Annotated in this window: 16 protein-coding genes; 14 read left to right on the top strand and 2 right to left on the bottom strand. The window is 51.4% G+C overall.

Annotation, left to right across the window (positions count from 1 at the left end):
• On the top strand, nucleotides 1–1,572 hold the full coding sequence (gene lnt / locus EXY25_RS14290) for an apolipoprotein N-acyltransferase (protein WP_246019567.1): 1,572 nt from the start codon (nucleotides 1–3) through the stop codon (nucleotides 1,570–1,572).
• On the opposite strand, the gene EXY25_RS14285 is transcribed toward lnt, so the two are convergent.
• Nucleotides 1,547–2,050 carry a zinc ribbon-containing protein gene (locus tag EXY25_RS14285; protein ID WP_114338945.1) on the bottom strand — a complete coding sequence of 168 codons (504 nt, stop codon included), beginning with the start codon at nucleotides 2,048–2,050 and terminating at the stop codon, nucleotides 1,547–1,549. The genes lnt and EXY25_RS14285 overlap by 26 nt on opposite strands.
• Nucleotides 2,051–2,185: 135 nt before the next feature.
• On the opposite strand from EXY25_RS14285, the gene leuS reads away from it, so the two are divergent.
• The 13 genes from leuS (at nucleotide 2,186) to lipA (ending at nucleotide 15,829) form a co-directional block, all read left to right on the top strand.
• Nucleotides 2,186–4,771 (top strand): leucine--tRNA ligase, encoded by a 2,586-nt coding sequence (leuS, locus tag EXY25_RS14280; RefSeq protein WP_130567284.1) that lies wholly within the window; start codon nucleotides 2,186–2,188, stop codon nucleotides 4,769–4,771.
• 147 nt (nucleotides 4,772–4,918) lie between these two features.
• Entirely contained in the window at nucleotides 4,919–5,413 is a 495-nt protein-coding gene (locus EXY25_RS14275) for an LPS-assembly lipoprotein LptE (RefSeq protein ID WP_130567283.1), read from the top strand.
• Between the two features lie 9 nt (nucleotides 5,414–5,422).
• Entirely contained in the window at nucleotides 5,423–6,463 is a 1,041-nt protein-coding gene (holA, locus tag EXY25_RS14270; RefSeq protein ID WP_130567282.1) for a DNA polymerase III subunit delta, read from the top strand.
• A 310-nt stretch (nucleotides 6,464–6,773) separates the two neighbouring features.
• On the top strand, nucleotides 6,774–7,103 hold the full coding sequence (gene rsfS, locus EXY25_RS14265) for a ribosome silencing factor (protein ID WP_130567281.1): 330 nt from the start codon (nucleotides 6,774–6,776) through the stop codon (nucleotides 7,101–7,103).
• The gene (gene rlmH / locus EXY25_RS14260) at nucleotides 7,100–7,570 is read left to right on the top strand and encodes a 23S rRNA (pseudouridine(1915)-N(3))-methyltransferase RlmH (protein WP_130567280.1); all 471 of its coding nucleotides are present in this window, start codon (nucleotides 7,100–7,102) and stop codon (nucleotides 7,568–7,570) included. The genes rsfS and rlmH overlap by 4 nt, the downstream gene beginning before the upstream one ends.
• A gap of 6 nt (nucleotides 7,571–7,576) precedes the next feature.
• The gene (gene mrdA, locus EXY25_RS14255; protein WP_114338939.1) at nucleotides 7,577–9,460 is read left to right on the top strand and encodes a penicillin-binding protein 2; all 1,884 of its coding nucleotides are present in this window, start codon (nucleotides 7,577–7,579) and stop codon (nucleotides 9,458–9,460) included.
• Between the two features lie 2 nt (nucleotides 9,461–9,462).
• Nucleotides 9,463–10,590 carry a rod shape-determining protein RodA gene (gene rodA / locus EXY25_RS14250; RefSeq protein WP_114338938.1) on the top strand — a complete coding sequence of 376 codons (1,128 nt, stop codon included), beginning with the start codon at nucleotides 9,463–9,465 and terminating at the stop codon, nucleotides 10,588–10,590.
• Nucleotides 10,591–10,604: 14 nt separating this feature from the next.
• A complete protein-coding gene (mltB, locus tag EXY25_RS14245; RefSeq protein ID WP_130567279.1) occupies nucleotides 10,605–11,573 on the top strand; it encodes a lytic murein transglycosylase B in 969 nt (322 codons plus the stop codon).
• A gap of 1 nt (nucleotide 11,574) precedes the next feature.
• A complete protein-coding gene (locus EXY25_RS14240; RefSeq protein WP_233496500.1) occupies nucleotides 11,575–12,375 on the top strand; it encodes a septal ring lytic transglycosylase RlpA family protein in 801 nt (266 codons plus the stop codon).
• A gap of 90 nt (nucleotides 12,376–12,465) precedes the next feature.
• Nucleotides 12,466–13,650, top strand: a complete 1,185-nt coding sequence (locus tag EXY25_RS14235; protein ID WP_130567277.1) for a serine hydrolase — start codon at nucleotides 12,466–12,468, stop codon at nucleotides 13,648–13,650.
• Between the two features lie 209 nt (nucleotides 13,651–13,859).
• Entirely contained in the window at nucleotides 13,860–14,126 is a 267-nt protein-coding gene (ybeD, locus tag EXY25_RS14230; RefSeq protein WP_213014113.1) for a DUF493 family protein YbeD, read from the top strand.
• Between the two features lie 76 nt (nucleotides 14,127–14,202).
• Nucleotides 14,203–14,868, top strand: coding sequence for a lipoyl(octanoyl) transferase LipB (gene lipB / locus EXY25_RS14225; protein WP_114338933.1), 666 nt, complete (start codon nucleotides 14,203–14,205; stop codon nucleotides 14,866–14,868).
• Nucleotides 14,861–15,829: a lipoyl synthase gene (lipA, locus tag EXY25_RS14220; RefSeq protein WP_130567275.1), complete on the top strand. Its 969-nt coding sequence runs from the start codon at nucleotides 14,861–14,863 to the stop codon at nucleotides 15,827–15,829. Before lipB ends, lipA begins: the two co-directional genes overlap by 8 nt.
• Nucleotides 15,830–15,954: 125 nt before the next feature.
• On the opposite strand, the gene EXY25_RS14215 is transcribed toward lipA, so the two are convergent.
• Nucleotides 15,955–16,242, bottom strand: coding sequence for a YkgJ family cysteine cluster protein (locus tag EXY25_RS14215; protein WP_130567274.1), 288 nt, complete (start codon nucleotides 16,240–16,242; stop codon nucleotides 15,955–15,957).
• Between the last annotated feature and the right edge of the window lie 92 nt (nucleotides 16,243–16,334).

The raw sequence follows: 16,334 nt of genomic DNA, 5'->3' as shown, positions 1-16,334 counted from the left end.
GTGGCAAATGCAGTCACCACCAGTAAGGCCTCAAAATCACGCCTTAACTGCTGGATAAAACGCTTACGCCAGCCACTGTTATTAGCAGCGGCTGGGGCCTTCTCTGTGCTGGGCTTTGCCCCATGGAGCTGGTGGCCAACCGCGTTATTATCCATGGCGGTGCTCGCATTTTGTCTGCACGATAGTACGCCAAAGCAGGCATTCAGACAGGGCTATGCCTTTGGCCTTGGGTTATTTGCCGTGGGCATCGCATGGGTGCATATCAGTATCGATCAGTTTGGTGGGCTGCCCTTACCGGTATCCCTGACCTTAATGTTGCTACTGGCTGCTTACCTATCACTCTACCCTGCCCTGGCATGTTGGTTATCTCGCAAGTTCCGCTGCGGTAACCCCTACTTGCAGATCCTGCTATTCGCCGCTTGCTGGGTTCTAGGTGAATTTGCCCGCGGCTATCTGCTTACCGGTTTCCCGTGGTTAGCATTAGGTTACAGCCAGCTAGATGGTCTGCTTTCAGCCTGGTTCCCACTCAGCGGTGTCGCTGGAGTCTCACTAGTGACAGCCATTGTTGCCGGCGCATTAGCGCTTACTGTTGCCCAAAGGCAGTGGCCTGCGGCGGCACTTGCCCTGTGCACACTGGGTGGCAGCTTTAGCCTTTCGTTTATCCAATTTATTAGCCCGAACGGCGACCCCGTTGACGTCGCTCTGGTACAAGGGAATATAGAACAATCACTGCGTTGGCAGCCTGATCAAGAGTGGCCGACGATGTTGAAGTACTTGGATCTAACTCGCCCTCACTATGAAGCTGACCTGATCATTTGGCCAGAAGCCGCCGTGCCAGCGGTAGAACCAATGGCACAAGAGTACTTGGATAACCTCAACTATGTCGCAACGCACAATGACACCACGGTCGTCTCAGGTATCGTCGACTACAACTTTGATACCAGGCAGTTCTACAACACCTTAATTGTTTTGGGCAAGCAGCAGAAACCGCTTTACGAATATCGCTATCACAGCGCTAACCGCTACCAAAAGCACCACCTGCTGCCGATCGGCGAGTTTGTCCCTTTCGGAGAGCTATTGCGACCAATTGCACCGCTATTTAATCTTCCGATGTCATCGTTTTCTCGTGGCGACTATACGCAAGCCAATCTGGTCGCCAACGGCTACACCATCGCCCCTGCGATCTGTTACGAAATAGCCTTCCCCGAGCAGCTACGCCGTAGCGTCAATGAACAAACTGACTTTCTCCTTACTGTCAGTAACGACGCTTGGTTTGGTGACTCCATCGGCCCACAGCAACATATGGAGATCGCCCGGGCACGGGCAAAAGAGTTAGGGCGGCCGTTACTCAGAGCCACCAATACTGGGGTGACGGCAGCGGTAGACGCGTATGGTGAAGAGATCGCCCGCCTGCCTATGTTTAGCGCAGACGTGCTTAGATTACCGATACAACGGATGACAGGGGTAACACCATTTAGCCAATTGGGTCATTGGCCTGTTTGGCTAGTTATCATGCTGACCTTTGCCCTTGTCGCCGTAGTGCAACTTAAGGATCGAAAGGCTGCCGATTAAACGCTTCGCCCCCGCAATGTGGGCAGGCATCAATCTGTTCTGGGTGCGAAAACTCCTGAGCTTTGCCGCAATCATGGCAGATCAAGATCCCTAAACTGATCCATTCCCCGACTTTGTAAACTCCCTGATGTTTTAAATCATCGGCAACTTCAGACCACTCCAGTTGCGTTCGGTCCGTGAGTTCCAACATCCATCGCCAGGCACTTTGTTTAAATGATTCCAATGCCGGGCCTTCGCCCCACGAATCAGGCAGATGCTTCATCCGCTCAGCGGCGGTAGCAAAATCCCGTTTCAGGTAAGTCGACATCAGTTGCAACTCGTCTTTCGACAGCTCTCCCGCGGCTTGCAGGTAAGCCGTGGCCTTCTCAACCCACTCATGGACCTCCTCTTCACTGAATTTTTCAGCTTTTTCCATCTGCGCTTTCAACTCATCAACTAGCTTTTGATAGCCGGAATGGGGGGCTTTTTCGTCACTCATGGTCCGCTCCTGAACACCAGATCTTCAAATTCATTATAGTCAGCTGCACAACGCCTGTTGTTGGCTTGATCACTGATGCGGTATCCTATGGGGATATCTCAATTTTAACGCCACATAAGACAGCGCCGAATTAGCATGCAAGAACAATATAATCCGCAACAAATCGAACCTCAGGTGCGTGCTCACTGGGAAGAAAATAAAACCTACGAAGTCACGGAGCAGCCGGGCAAAGAGAAATTCTATTGCCTGTCGATGTTCCCCTATCCCAGTGGCCGCCTACATATGGGCCATGTGAGGAACTACACCATTGGTGATGTGATCGCGCGTTATCAGCGCATGTTAGGTAAAAACGTACTGCAACCCATTGGTTGGGATGCGTTCGGCCTGCCAGCAGAAAACGCCGCGGTTAAAAACAAAACCGCACCAGCCAAATGGACTTACGAAAATATCGACTACATGAAAGGTCAGCTCAATGAGCTGGGCTTTGGTTACGATTGGAGTCGTGAATTCGCTACTTGTCGTCCTGAATACTACCGCTGGGAGCAGTGGTTCTTCACTCGCTTGTATGAGAAAGGCCTGGTTTACAAAAAGATGGCCACAGTCAACTGGGATCCGGTTGACCAAACCGTACTCGCCAATGAGCAGGTTGTAGATGGCCGCGGTTGGCGTTCAGGTGCTTTGGTCGAACAGAAAAAGATCCCGCAATGGTTTATTAAAATCACTGCCTACGCCCAAGAGTTGCTCGACGAAATCGAGAAGCTGGGTGGTTGGCCGGATCAGGTGCGCACGATGCAGCGCAACTGGATCGGCCGTTCTGAAGGTGTCGAAATCGACTTTAATGTTGCCGACAGCGAACAGAATTTCACGGTTTACACAACCCGCCCGGACACCCTGATGGGGGTGACCTATGTTGGTGTCGCTGCAGCGCACCCACTGGCAGAACAAGCGGCAAAGAATAACCCCGAACTGGCGGCATTTGTCGAAGAGTGCAAAAACACCAAGGTGGCTGAAGCAGATTTAGCGACCATGGAAAAGAAAGGCATGGCAACCGGCCTTTATGCTATTCATCCGTTGAGCGGCAAACAGGTGCCAATTTGGGTCGCTAACTTCGTGCTAATGGATTATGGCACCGGCGCTGTGATGGCCGTACCAGCCCATGATCAGCGTGATTACGAGTTTGCCAGCAAATATGGCTTAGATATCGTGCAGGTGATTAAGCCAGCCGATGGCAGCGACCAAGACGTGAGCGAAGCCGCCTATACAGAAAAAGGCGTACTGTTCGCATCCGGTGAATTTGATGGCCTCGAATTTGAAGCGGCACTGGATGCCATAGCCGCTAAGTTAACCTCCTTAGGCAAAGGCCAAAAGACGGTGAACTTCCGTCTGCGCGATTGGGGCGTATCCCGTCAGCGCTACTGGGGCTCGCCAATCCCAATGTTGACCACCGAAGCGGGCGACACAGTGCCAGCTCCGGCCGACAGCCTTCCGGTTGTGTTGCCAGAAGATGTGGTGATGGATGGGGTAAAAAGCCCAATCAAGGCCGACCTCAGCTGGTCACAAACTGAATACCAAGGTCAACCAGCCACCCGGGAAACAGATACTTTCGATACCTTTATGGAATCGAGCTGGTATTACGCCCGCTATTGCTCACCACACACAGATGACGCAATGCTGGATCCGGCCAAAGCGAATTACTGGTTGCCAGTTGACCAATATATCGGTGGTATCGAACACGCCTGTATGCACCTGCTGTATGCCCGTTTCATGCACAAGCTGCTGCGTGATGAGGGTCTGGTCGACAGTGACGAGCCGTTCAAGCGCTTACTCTGCCAAGGCATGGTATTAGCCGACGCCTTCTATTACGAAGACGAGCGTGGCGGGCAAAACTGGGTCAGTCCAGTGGATGTCGACATTAAGCGCGATGAGAAAGGCCGTATTGTCGCTGCCGCCGAACGGGAAACCGGTCGCGAGCTGATTTATGCTGGCATGAGCAAAATGTCAAAATCAAAAAATAACGGTATCGACCCCGGTTTGATGGTTGAACGTTACGGCGCCGACACCGTGCGCCTATTCATGATGTTTGCTGCGCCACCAGAACTGACATTGGAGTGGCAAGAGTCCGGTGTTGAAGGCTCAATGCGTTTCCTCAAGCGCTTCTGGAAGTTGGCACATACTCACACGAGCAATGGCTCAGCACCGCAGTTAGATGTCGCAGCCTTGAATGACGCGCAAAAAGATCTGCGCCGTGATCTACACAAAACCATCGACAAAGTCGGTGATGATCTTGGCCGTCGTCAAACCTTCAACACGGCTATCGCTGCCATCATGGAGTTGATGAACAAGCTGACCAAAGCGCCACTAGAGAGCGATCAGGACAAAGCCCTGATGCAAGAAGCGCTGTCCGCTGTGACCTTGATGCTAGCCCCGATCACCCCTCACGCCAGTCATGTACTTTGGACGCAGTTAGGCCATGAAGGTGATGTGGTTGATGCCGAGTGGCCGAAGGCTGATGCCAACGCCTTGGTAGAAGACAGCAAGCTGATTATCGTGCAAGTGAACGGCAAACTACGAGCCCGTATTACCGTTGCAGCAGACGCCGATCAGGACGCAGTACAGGCCATTGCTATGGGTGAAGAGAATGTCACTAAGTTCACCGATGGTAAAACCCTGCGTAAAGTGATTTATGTGCCAGGTAAATTGCTTAACATTGTTGCCAACTAAGCTAAGGCATACAAGGTCATAGCAGGCCAAGTGACCATAGAGAGCAGCACCTGCATAGGTACTGCTCTCTCACTTTAAACCGCCGACAGTTGCAAAGCGTGTCGGGTTACCATTTACTGTAATCAAACAAAGCCCAAAGCTATCCCTATGAATCGAATTCTGACATTGCTACTCTGCGTCACCATCACGCTAGTATCCACTGGCTGCGGGTTCCGGCTGCGCGGAAGCTATGATATCCCCGCCAATATGACACAAGTACATATCGCCAGCTGGGACGAATACGCTGAGCTTACCCGCTTGGTCGAAGATAGACTCAAGGTAAACAGTGTTGAAATACTTAAAGATCCAAGTCAGGAACACCCGATATTGTTGCTGAAACGCGATCATCTGAATGAACGTAATCTCTCACTGTTTTCTGATGGTCAGGTCGCTGAATATCAGTTGATATACGGCTTTGAATTCGACCTGCTTGAGCCCAATAAAGATCCTGTAAAACACAACATAGAAGTGGTTCGCCAGTATCAAGATGACCCTAACCGCGCCTTGGCAAAAGAGAAAGAGAAACGGCTACTGGTCAGTGAGATGCGAGCGGAAGCTGCCGATCGTATTTTGCGTATTATCTCCTCCAGCCACAGTCGATAGCAGCTGCTGATGCAATGCTACCCGGAACAACTCCAAGCCAAGCTAGCGCAGGGGCTGCAGCCAATCTACATGATCTTTGGCGATGAGCCATTGCAAAAGCATGAGGCGATCGCAGAGATCCGGAAAGCCGCCGCCAAACTCGGTTTTGATAATGGCCAACGCTTCGTTGCTGGCAATGGCTTTGATTGGCAACAGCTCAACGCCGCCGGGGCGACAATGTCTCTGTTCTCACAGGGCGAACTGATAGAGTTAGAACTACCCACTGCGGCACCGGGGCGTGATGGCGGGCAATGGCTTCAACAGTATGTATCGCAACCAACGCCTGATCAGATCCTGATTGTTCATGGCCCCAGACTGGCCAAAGATAAACAGAAAGCCAAATGGTGCCAGGCACTACAAAGCGCGGCTCTCAGCATTACCGTCAACCCACTCAGTGGGCAGCAACTGCAACGCTGGCTAGAGGGACGTTGTCAGCGCCACCAAGCGGTTTTACAACCCGCAGCCAAGCTGTTTTTAATGGAGCAGTGCGAAGGCAACCTATTGGCGGCCGATCAAGAGCTACAAAAACTGGCTCTGCTCTATGGCAATACCCCAGTTTCACTGGAACAGCTGCAAGTCAGCTTAGGCAATCACGCCAGACATAATGTATTCCAGCTAAGTGATGCCTTACTGGCCAATGATCTCCCCCGTTGTCTGAAGATTCTCGACAGTCTGCAGGGCGAAGGGTTGGAGCCCGTGATAATTAGTTGGGCACTAAGTAAAGAGGTGCTATTGCTGCAAAAAGTGGCTGAACTGCCCTCCGGAGATAGTCGAGGCATGATGCGTTTAGGGATCTGGCAACAGCGTCAGCCGCTGTTTCAGCAGGCACTAAAACGTCTCTCGGCGGAGCAGATAAGGCAGATGGTCAATCGCTGCGCTGAGCTCGACCAGGGGCTCAAAGGCGGAACCATACAGCACCCTTGGACGTGGCTGGCCCACCTTTGCTTGATGTTTAGTCAACCATGGCAACAAGAGCCGCTGTTTATCAGTGATGCCGAATTAGCAAAATGATCGCCACGCTGGGAGCTATTAAGTGATGACAACGGGTTTGCTTTATTACCGTTTTACCCTTTAGCCTCGCTGGCAAGCCCCAAACGACGCCCCACACATCCGTAGCTCACCCCAGAACTTAACCGCCTTACCATCCGGTGATATGGGCGAAAAACCAAAGCAGACGAAAGTACTCGGTGCCGGATGCCACCGGCCATTATCGCCGCCATAGAACGACATCAACTTATATCTCGCGTGAAGATTCTATCTAGCCACCAGCTCATGGTATGATCAGCGATTATTTTGCCAAAACCTCGACGAGAAACTGACTTTGCAAGCTGAAGAACTAACAAAATTTGTATTAGACAAAATTGATGACATGAAAGGACGCGACGTTCTGGTCCTTGATGTTAAAGGCCTGAGCACTATCACTGACACCATGATCATCGCTTCTGGTAACTCTAAACGTCACGTTCAGTCGATTGCTGAAAATGTGGCGACCGAAGCCAAACATGCCGGTATGAAACCGCTAGGCGTCGAAGGACAAAGTGAAGGCGAATGGGTTTTAGTGGATCTGGGTGAATTAGTGCTGCACGTAATGCAGGAAAAAGCCCGCGATTTCTATCAACTGGAAAAGCTTTGGGGCCGTAACGGCGAATGAAGCTGCAGTTGGTCGCCGTCGGTAGCCGAATGCCAGGTTGGGTAGAACAGGGCTTTAACGAATACGCCCGTCGTTTTCCCCGCGAGATGGCATTCGAACTGATCGAAGTACCGGCAGGTAAGCGTGGCAAAAACGCCGACATTGCTCGGATCCTCGAACGTGAAGGGGAGCAAATGCTTGCCGCTGTCGGCAAAGGTAACCGTATCGTCACCCTTGAGGTGACTGGCAAAGATTGGACAACGCCGCAACTGGCACAGCAGTTAGATCGCTGGAAGTTGGATGGTCGTGATGTCAGTCTACTGGTTGGCGGGCCGGAAGGCTTAGCTCCCGCCTGCATCGCCGCATCGGAACAGCGCTGGTCATTGTCCGCACTGACTCTCCCCCACCCCATGGTTCGCATTGTGCTCACGGAAGCGCTATATCGCGCCTGGAGCGTAACAGCCAACCACCCTTACCATCGAGAGTAACCATCGATGATGAGAAGACGGGTAGCAATTCATGATGCGGTGGCAGAGGGGCGCCTGTTCTCTCGCCGAGCCATGGTGTCGTTATTCTCTGTTATCGTCCTGCTGTTCGTGCTGATAGCCAATCTTTATCATCTGCAGATCAACTCATACAGCACTTACAAAACGCGCTCCAATGACAACCGTATCCGCCTCCTACCGATAGCGCCCAATCGCGGCCTTATCTACGACAAGAACGGTGTGCTGTTAGCGGAAAACCGCCCCGTGTTCAGCTTAGAAATTGTCCCTGAAGAGGTCGATGATATTGAGCAAACCGTCACTGGCTTAGCCGAGCTGCTACCGATCACGGTCGAAGAGCAGGAAAAATTTCTCGAAAGTAGTCGCTTTAGCCGACGCTTCAAACGCATTCCGATCAAAGCTCGACTGAATGAGCAACAGGTCGCCATATTCAGCGTCAACCAACATCGTTTTCCCGGCGTCTATATTGAAGCCCGCCCTACCCGTTATTACCCTTATGGCGATGTGCTCACGCATGTACTGGGGTTCGTCGCCAAGATCAACCGTAAAGACCTGCAACGTATCGAACAATCAGGCGATCTGGCTAACTATAAAGCCACTCGGGACATTGGTAAGCAGGGCATAGAAAAATATTACGAACGCTTCCTCCATGGTCAGGTCGGCTATCGCGAAGTGGAAGTAAATAACCGCGGGCGGATCTTACGCACCTTGAGCGTCCAGGAGCCAGTTGCGGGGCAGGATCTGTTCCTGAATATCGATATTAATCTACAGCTACTGGCACACCAGGCATTGGCTGGCTCCCGCGGTGCCATCGTGGTGATGGATGCCCGTGACGGTGCCGTGCTCGCCATGGTCAGCGCCCCGAGTTACGATCCCAACCTGTTTGTCCATGGGATCAGCAGCCGTGAATACCGTGAGCTGCTGGACTCGAAAGATCGACCACTGATCAACCGCGCCACCCAGGGAACTTACCCACCAGCCTCCACCATTAAGCCCCATTTGGCTCTGCTCGGGTTAGAAGAGTATATCGTCACCCCAACCACCCGCATCTGGGATCCCGGCTGGTACCAGCCGCAGAATGTGAATCGACGTTTTCGCGATTGGAAAAAGTGGGGGCATGGCTGGGTCGACATGGAACATGCCATCGGTCAGTCCTGTGATACCTATTACTACGAGTTAGCGCATAAGCTCGGTGTCGATAAGATCAGCGACTTTATGACCAAGTTCGGCTTCGGTGATTACAGTGGTATCGATATCCATGAAGAGAATCGCGGCACCATGCCATCCAGGGGCTGGAAACGCGCACGTTACAACCAACCGTGGTACTTAGGTGATACTATCTCGGTGGGTATCGGTCAGGGCTATTGGACCACGACGCCAATCCAGCTTGCTTCTGCAACCACTATTTTGGCCAATCGGGGTAAGCATTATAACCCTCGGATCTTAAAATCATTCCAAACACCAACCGGCACCCTGGCCGTCCCCAAGGACGAGCAGCCCCCCTTGGTTTTGAAACAGGAAAGTAATTGGCAGCCCGTCATCGATGCCATGTATGGCGTTAACCACAAGATCAAAGGCACGGCATTTAAAGTGTTTGCTGACGCCTGGTACCAGTCGGCAGGTAAAACCGGTACGGCACAGGTGATCGGGATCGCCGATGATGCTGAGTATGACGCCGAGAAAATCGATGAAAGACACCGCGACAATGCGATGTATATGGGCTTTGCACCGGTTAATGAGCCACGCATAGTGGTCGCGGTCGCCGTTGAGAATGCCGGCGGCGGTAGCTCAAATGCGGCGCCCATCGCCCGCCGCTTGATGGATTACTATATGAACAACACCTCCCTATTGCCTGAATTTAAGCCGGAGCTATAACCATGCTAGGCAGCGCTAACGAAACCCAGGGAGCCCAAAGTAAACAATCAATATGGTTTCGTATGCATATTGATATGCCGCTTTTAATTGGCCTCATGCTATTGATGGCCATAGGTCTACTGGTTATTTACAGTGCCGGGGGACAGGAAAAAGCCTTGGTGATACGCCAAGTCACCCGCCTAGGTATTGGATTAGTCGTGATGTTTATTGTCGCGCAGATTAACCCCTTGAGTTACCAGCGCTGGGCCCTGCCCGCCTTCACTTGCGGTATAGGGCTATTAGTCGCCGTATTGGTTTTTGGCCATGTTGGCAAAGGCGCACAGCGCTGGCTCGACCTGGGGGTGATGAAATTTCAGCCATCTGAGATCATGAAACTGGCGGTACCATTAATGGTCGCTTGGTTTATCTCCAGGCAACCACTGCCGCCACGTAAGCGCGATCTCACTGTCGGTGCCGTGCTAGTGCTTCTTCCTACGCTGCTTATTGCCAAACAACCCGATCTAGGCACCTCGCTACTGATCGCCGCTTCAGGGATATTCGTACTATTTTTGGCCGGTGCCAGCTGGCGCTTGATCAGCTTCTTTTTTGCCGCTATCGGTGCTTTCGTGCCCGTGCTCTGGTTCTTTCTCATGCATAACTACCAACGCCAACGGGTACTCACTTTCCTCAACCCGGAAAGCGATCCTTTAGGCAGTGGCTACCACATCATTCAATCTAAGATCGCCATCGGCTCCGGCGGTTTATGGGGCAAGGGCTGGTGTCATGGTACGCAATCACAGTTGGAGTTTTTACCTGAGCGTCACACCGACTTTATTTTTGCTGTTTTCAGCGAAGAGTTTGGCCTCATGGGTGTACTCGCGCTATTAGCTATCTATCTATTTATTATTATTCGTGGCCTGATGATCGCCTCTCAAGCGCAACAGGCATTTAGCCGATTGCTGGCGGGGAGTATTGTCCTAACCTTCTTCGTTTATGTGTTTGTAAACATTGGTATGGTGTCAGGATTGCTCCCAGTGGTAGGTGTACCACTGCCTTTAGTCAGTTACGGTGGCACATCAATGGTGACTCTGATGGCAGGATTTGGCATTCTGATGGCTATTCATACACATCGGCGCCTTATTGCCACTTGACCGGAGTTGTCATTTTGTCCCTATACCGATCGTTTTGTTCCCTTGTTGGCGGCTTATTTTTAAGCTTACCCGTTGCTGCTGCCGACACTCAGTTCGAAGAATTTACCCAGCGAATGGTTAGCAAACACCAGTTTGAAGCTGGCTATATCGAAAACGCATTAGCGGGTGCCAGTAAAAATCAAAAGATCCTCGATGCCATCGCTCGCCCCTGGGAAGCAAAACCTTGGTATCAATACCGTCCAATCTTTATTAAACAAACACGTATCAACCAAGGCGTTGAGTTCTGGCAAGAGAACCAGGCTGCACTGGAAAAAGCCGAAAAAGAGTTCGGGGTGCCAGCCGAGATCATTGTCGCCATTATTGGGGTCGAAACATTTTATGGTAAGCACAAAGGCGTTTACCCCGTTCTCGATGCACTCTACACCCTGGGATTCTACTATCCCAAACGCGCCAAATTCTTTCGCAGTGAACTAGAACAGTTCCTGATCTTAAGCCGCGAAGAGGGCTGGGAGATCACCCAACCAATGGGCTCCTATGCTGGCGCCATGGGCTTAGGTCAGTTCATCAGCTCAAGCTACCGCCATTACGCTATCGACTTTGATGGTGACGGCAAGCGCGATCTGTTCAACAACACCATCGATGCTATCGGCAGTGTCGCCAACTATTTTTCAGAGCATGGCTGGAAATCTGGCGAGGCCGTCACCTATGCCACCAGTGTGTCTGGAGAAAAGTATCAAGCGTTGCTGGAAAAGGCGCTAAAGCCCAGACATCAACCCGCAGAATTGGCTAGTCACGGAGTCGAACTGCCAAAGACCACACTTCCTGCGCCGGTCAAATTGTTAAAGTTTGAGTTGGAAGAGGGTCACGAGTATTGGATCGCGTTACATAACTTCTATGTCATCACGCGCTATAACCATAGCCCCTTGTACGCCATGGCCGTTTATCAACTCAGCCAAGAGATCGCAAAAGCAAAGGCCAAATAAGGTGAAACTAAAAACATGGCATGGTGCCATCGTCTTAGTACTAAGTAGCCTGCTACTGCCTGGATGTGGCAGTAGCAGCGGCCAACGTTATCAAATAGCCAACGATCACACGCCCAGCTCACCGCCGGATCTGGATGCCATCAGCGACCCTGTGCCGCGTTATGAGCCGAAGAGCCGCCAAGGCAATATGAAAAAATATACCGTGCGTGGCAAACAATATCAGGTGATGGACAGCGCTGATGGCTTTAGCGCTGAAGGCGAAGCTTCTTGGTACGGCGCTAAGTTTCACGGTCACTTGACCTCCAACGGTGAAATTTATGACATGTACAGCCTCAGTGCCGCCCATAAATCGTTACCACTACCGACTTATGTCCGCGTAACGAATCTGAAAAATGAGCGGCAGGTGATCGTACGGGTTAACGATCGTGGCCCGTTCCACGGTGGCCGTATCATTGATCTCTCGTATGCCGCGGCCTACAAGTTAGACATGCTCAAATCAGGCACTGCGCAGGTGAAAATTGAAGCTATAACGCTCACTGAAGATAGCTCTGAGCCAGTCAACCCAGATCCAATCGAGCCCTACTTTGTACAAGTGTTGGTCACTGGCAACGAAGGCAAAGCGAACCAATTAGCCAGCCAACTGTCAGACCAGTTTGACGTTGGTAGCCTGACCCTAGAAAAAGATGGTTTACATAAATTACGTCTCGGACCACTAAACAATGTTCAGCAAGCAGAAGCGCTACTGGCAAAATTAAGAGCGGAGGCATTTCCTAATGCCTTTCTTATTCGGCCAAACGAGTGAGTTATCTCAGATTTGAGTTAACTTTCTGATATAGTAGCCAACATTCATGGGGTATCCCCCGAACAAGGATTAACAACACAAGTCGTCATCATGGGAAAAATCAAAAAACTCTCCTCTCGTCTGCTTATTTCCGCCACATTAGTTACTGTGGGTCTTTTTTCTGTCGCGAACGCGGCACCTGCGGTTGTTCCTAAAGCGCCAGATGTCGCAGCCAAAGGCTACCTGTTGATGGATTACCATTCAGGCGCGGTGTTAGTTGAAAGTAACGCAGATGAGATCTTAGCGCCCGCCAGCCTGACCAAGATGATGACCAGTTATATCATCGGCCGTGAGATCGCCAGCGGCAATATCTCGCCAGACGATAAAGTACTGATCAGTGAAAATGCTTGGGCGAAGAACTTCCCCGATTCATCAAAGATGTTTATCGAGGTTAACACCTACGTCAAAGTCTCGGATCTTAATCGCGGTATCATCATCCAATCAGGTAACGATGCGTGTGTCGCTATGTCAGAGCACATTGCCGGCTCCGAAGACGCCTTCGCCGGACTGATGAACTCTTATGCTGAACAACTCGGTATGGGTAGCAGCCATTTTATGAACAGTCATGGCCTGCACCATGAAGATCACTACACTACCGCACGGGACATGGCTACCCTGGCGCAAGCCTTGATCCGCGATGTACCAGAAGAGTACGCGCTCTACGCCGAGAAAGAGTTCACCTACAACGGCATCAAGCAGTACAACCGCAACTCCCTGCTGTGGGATAAAAGCATGAATGTGGACGGCATTAAAACTGGCCACACCTCGAAAGCGGGATACAGCCTTGTCACCTCGGGTACCAAAGATGGTATGCGCTTGATCTCGGTCGTAATGGGTACAAACAGCGAGCAAGCCCGTAAAGCAGAAAGCAAAAAGCTGCTGAATTATGGTTTCCGTTTCTTTGAAACTGTCACCGCGAAAAAAGCGGGAGACGCGATCGTCAATCAACGTATCTGGTACGGTAGCCAAGAAAACGTCGAGTTGGGTGTATTGGATGATGTCGTAGTTACCATTCCCCGCGGCCAGGCCGATAAGCTCAGCGCTGATTTCGGTTTAGAACGCCCACTGGAAGCACCACTCAGCAAAGGCGAACAGGTCGGCAGCATTCAATTTAGCCTAGATGGCGAAGTAGTTGCTGAGTACCCCCTCGTTGCCCTGCAGGATATTGAAGAAGGCGGATGGTTCAGCAAACTCGTCGACTACCTAACACAGTTAGTGATGAGCTGGTTTGAATAGCCTGCTTTAAAACCAACTAAGCCACCTTTAACGGTGGCTTTTTTGTGGCCTTAGCGGCTACAACAGCCGCCACGAGGCCATCACCAGCAAGACAGCCCCCCAAAGCAAGATGGCGATCTTAGTCACAAAACTTGATTGCGCAATTGCTAACCACTAATATAGCCGCCCTTAGAAAACCTGTTCCGAGCAGCAGATACGGGGTGCAAGCGATAATGAAAGTAAATTTTGATGAACTGGTCGAGTTTCCTTCAGTTTTTCCGTTCAAAGTAATGGGATTAGCGGATCCGAAATTGCCAGAGCGCGTTGTTAGTGCGGTACAGAAACATGCCCCCGGTGATTACACCACAACGGTTCGCCCTAGCAGCAAAGGCAACTATCACGCGGTTTCTATCCGTGTCACGGTCACCAGCCAAACCCATATCGAAGCATTATATAAAGCACTCGGTGAGATCGAAGGCGTTAAGCACATCCTCTAATACCCCTACGTTTGCTGGCTGGTATTTGCCCCTCCAGCCAGTATAATGCCTGCAGTTCAACGCAGGCAGTTGCAATTTGAATAACCCATCTCTTATCGTCCGTCAGTTAGGCCAACGCCCATACCAGCAAACCTGGGATGCGATGCGTGACTTTACTGATCACCGCAGCGCCGACAGCACTGACGAGATCTGGCTGGTAGAACACCCGCCAGTATTTACTCAGGGGCAGGCAGGCAAGGCAGAACACCTGCTGGCGCCCGGTGACATCCCGGTGATTAAGGTAGACAGAGGGGGTCAGGTTACCTACCACGGCCCAGGGCAGCTGGTTGCCTATATCCTACTGGATCTGCGCAGGAAAAAGCTGGGGGTACGTGAACTCGTCACCCAGATAGAACAAGCCATCGTCAATACACTCAAGCAGTATGATATCGATGCCTATCCCAAGGCCGATGCGCCGGGTGTATACGTTAGTGGCGATAAGATCGCATCCCTCGGATTGCGGATCCGCAAAGGTTGTTCGTTCCATGGATTGGCGCTAAACGTCAATATGGATCTATCACCGTTCCAGCGCATCAACCCCTGTGGTTATGCTGGACTGCTGATGACTCAGGTCGCCGACTTAGGTGGCACGGATAACATAGATGAATTGCAGCCAGTGCTGATTAACGCATTAGCTGACGAGCTGGGCTTAACCGCCGAGCAGATAGAAGTCATAGACGAGTCAGATAAAACTTATGAGTGAAAAACCACGTCGCCTCGAAGCCGGAGTAAAACTCCGTGATGCCGATAAAATGGCGCTCATTCCGGTCAAAGTGATACCGACTGAGAAAGAAGAGATGCTGCGCAAGCCACCTTGGATGAAGGTAAAGCTCCCCGCATCCAGTCAACGCATCGAAGAGATAAAAGGCGCAATGCGCGCCCATGGCCTGCACTCCGTATGTGAAGAAGCTGCCTGCCCTAACCTGCCGGAATGCTTTAACCACGGTACCGCCACCTTTATGATCATGGGAGCTATCTGCACACGGCGCTGCCCATTCTGCGATGTTGGCCACGGCAAACCGTTGCCTTTAGATCCAGAAGAGCCGAAAAAACTGGCGGAAACCATCCGCGACATGAAACTAAAGTACGTCGTGATCACCTCGGTTGACCGCGATGATCTGCGTGACGGTGGTGCCCAGCATTTTGCCGATTGCGTGCGTGAAATTCGCGCCCTCAGCCCACAGATAAAAATTGAAATTCTGGTGCCAGACTTCCGCGGCCGGATGGATCGTGCGCTGGAAGCACTGGCAACAGCGCCACCAGATGTGTTCAATCACAATCTGGAAACCGCACCACGCCTATACAAGCAAGCGCGTCCCGGTGCGGATTATCAGTGGTCGTTAACTCTATTGAAGCGCTTTGGTGCGATGTTCCCTAATGTACCAACCAAATCAGGTCTGATGGTGGGTTTAGGCGAAACCAACGAAGAGATCCTTGAAGTAATGACGGATCTGCGGGCGCACAACGCCACGATGCTGACCATCGGCCAGTATCTGCAACCTAGCCGCCATCACTTGCGGGTAGAACGCTACGTCCATCCTGATGAGTTCAGCATGTTCCGTGAAAAAGCCGATGATATGGGCTTCGATCACGCCGCATGTGGCCCATTAGTACGCTCCAGCTACCACGCTGACCGCCAGGCAGCCGGTGAAGAGGTGAAGTAAGCCTTCGCTGTTGCGTGATTGAATAGCAAAAGCCCCGTCAAGTGATGGGGCTTTTTACTTAAAAAGTGTTTATTCCATGTGATGATACGCCAACAAGCGTAAGCGATACTCAAGATGACCGCTTGTCATAACCCCTCCCTTTCGTTCCGGCACTCATAGGAGCCCATCTCAAACTCGCGACAGATCCAGGGGCGATTGTCGTAGATGGTGCACATCAAGGTTTCACGATCTAACGCGGAACACCAACCATCAGCTAAACGCAGCATGGTTTCGCTACCAAACTGATCAACCGAAATATGCTCGGCAGGAACACCGGTGTCGGTGATTAACATCACTTCTAAACGACAGCAACAAGCCTGACAATTAGCACAGGTGATCTCAGGCTCAGCTATATTTTTAATCTTTATCGTCACGTCTATCTGCACTCAATTCAGTTACCGCATCATACGCCAAATAGCGCAACCATGAGCAAAGGTTTGCTACACCGCGCCAGCGCTTATCGCCC

Source organism: Corallincola spongiicola (genome assembly GCF_004284785.1).
Classification (GTDB): Bacteria; Pseudomonadota; Gammaproteobacteria; order Enterobacterales; family Neiellaceae; genus Corallincola; species Corallincola holothuriorum.
Note: the sequence above shows the minus strand (reverse complement) of the source record. Positions and strands in the feature narration are given on the sequence as shown.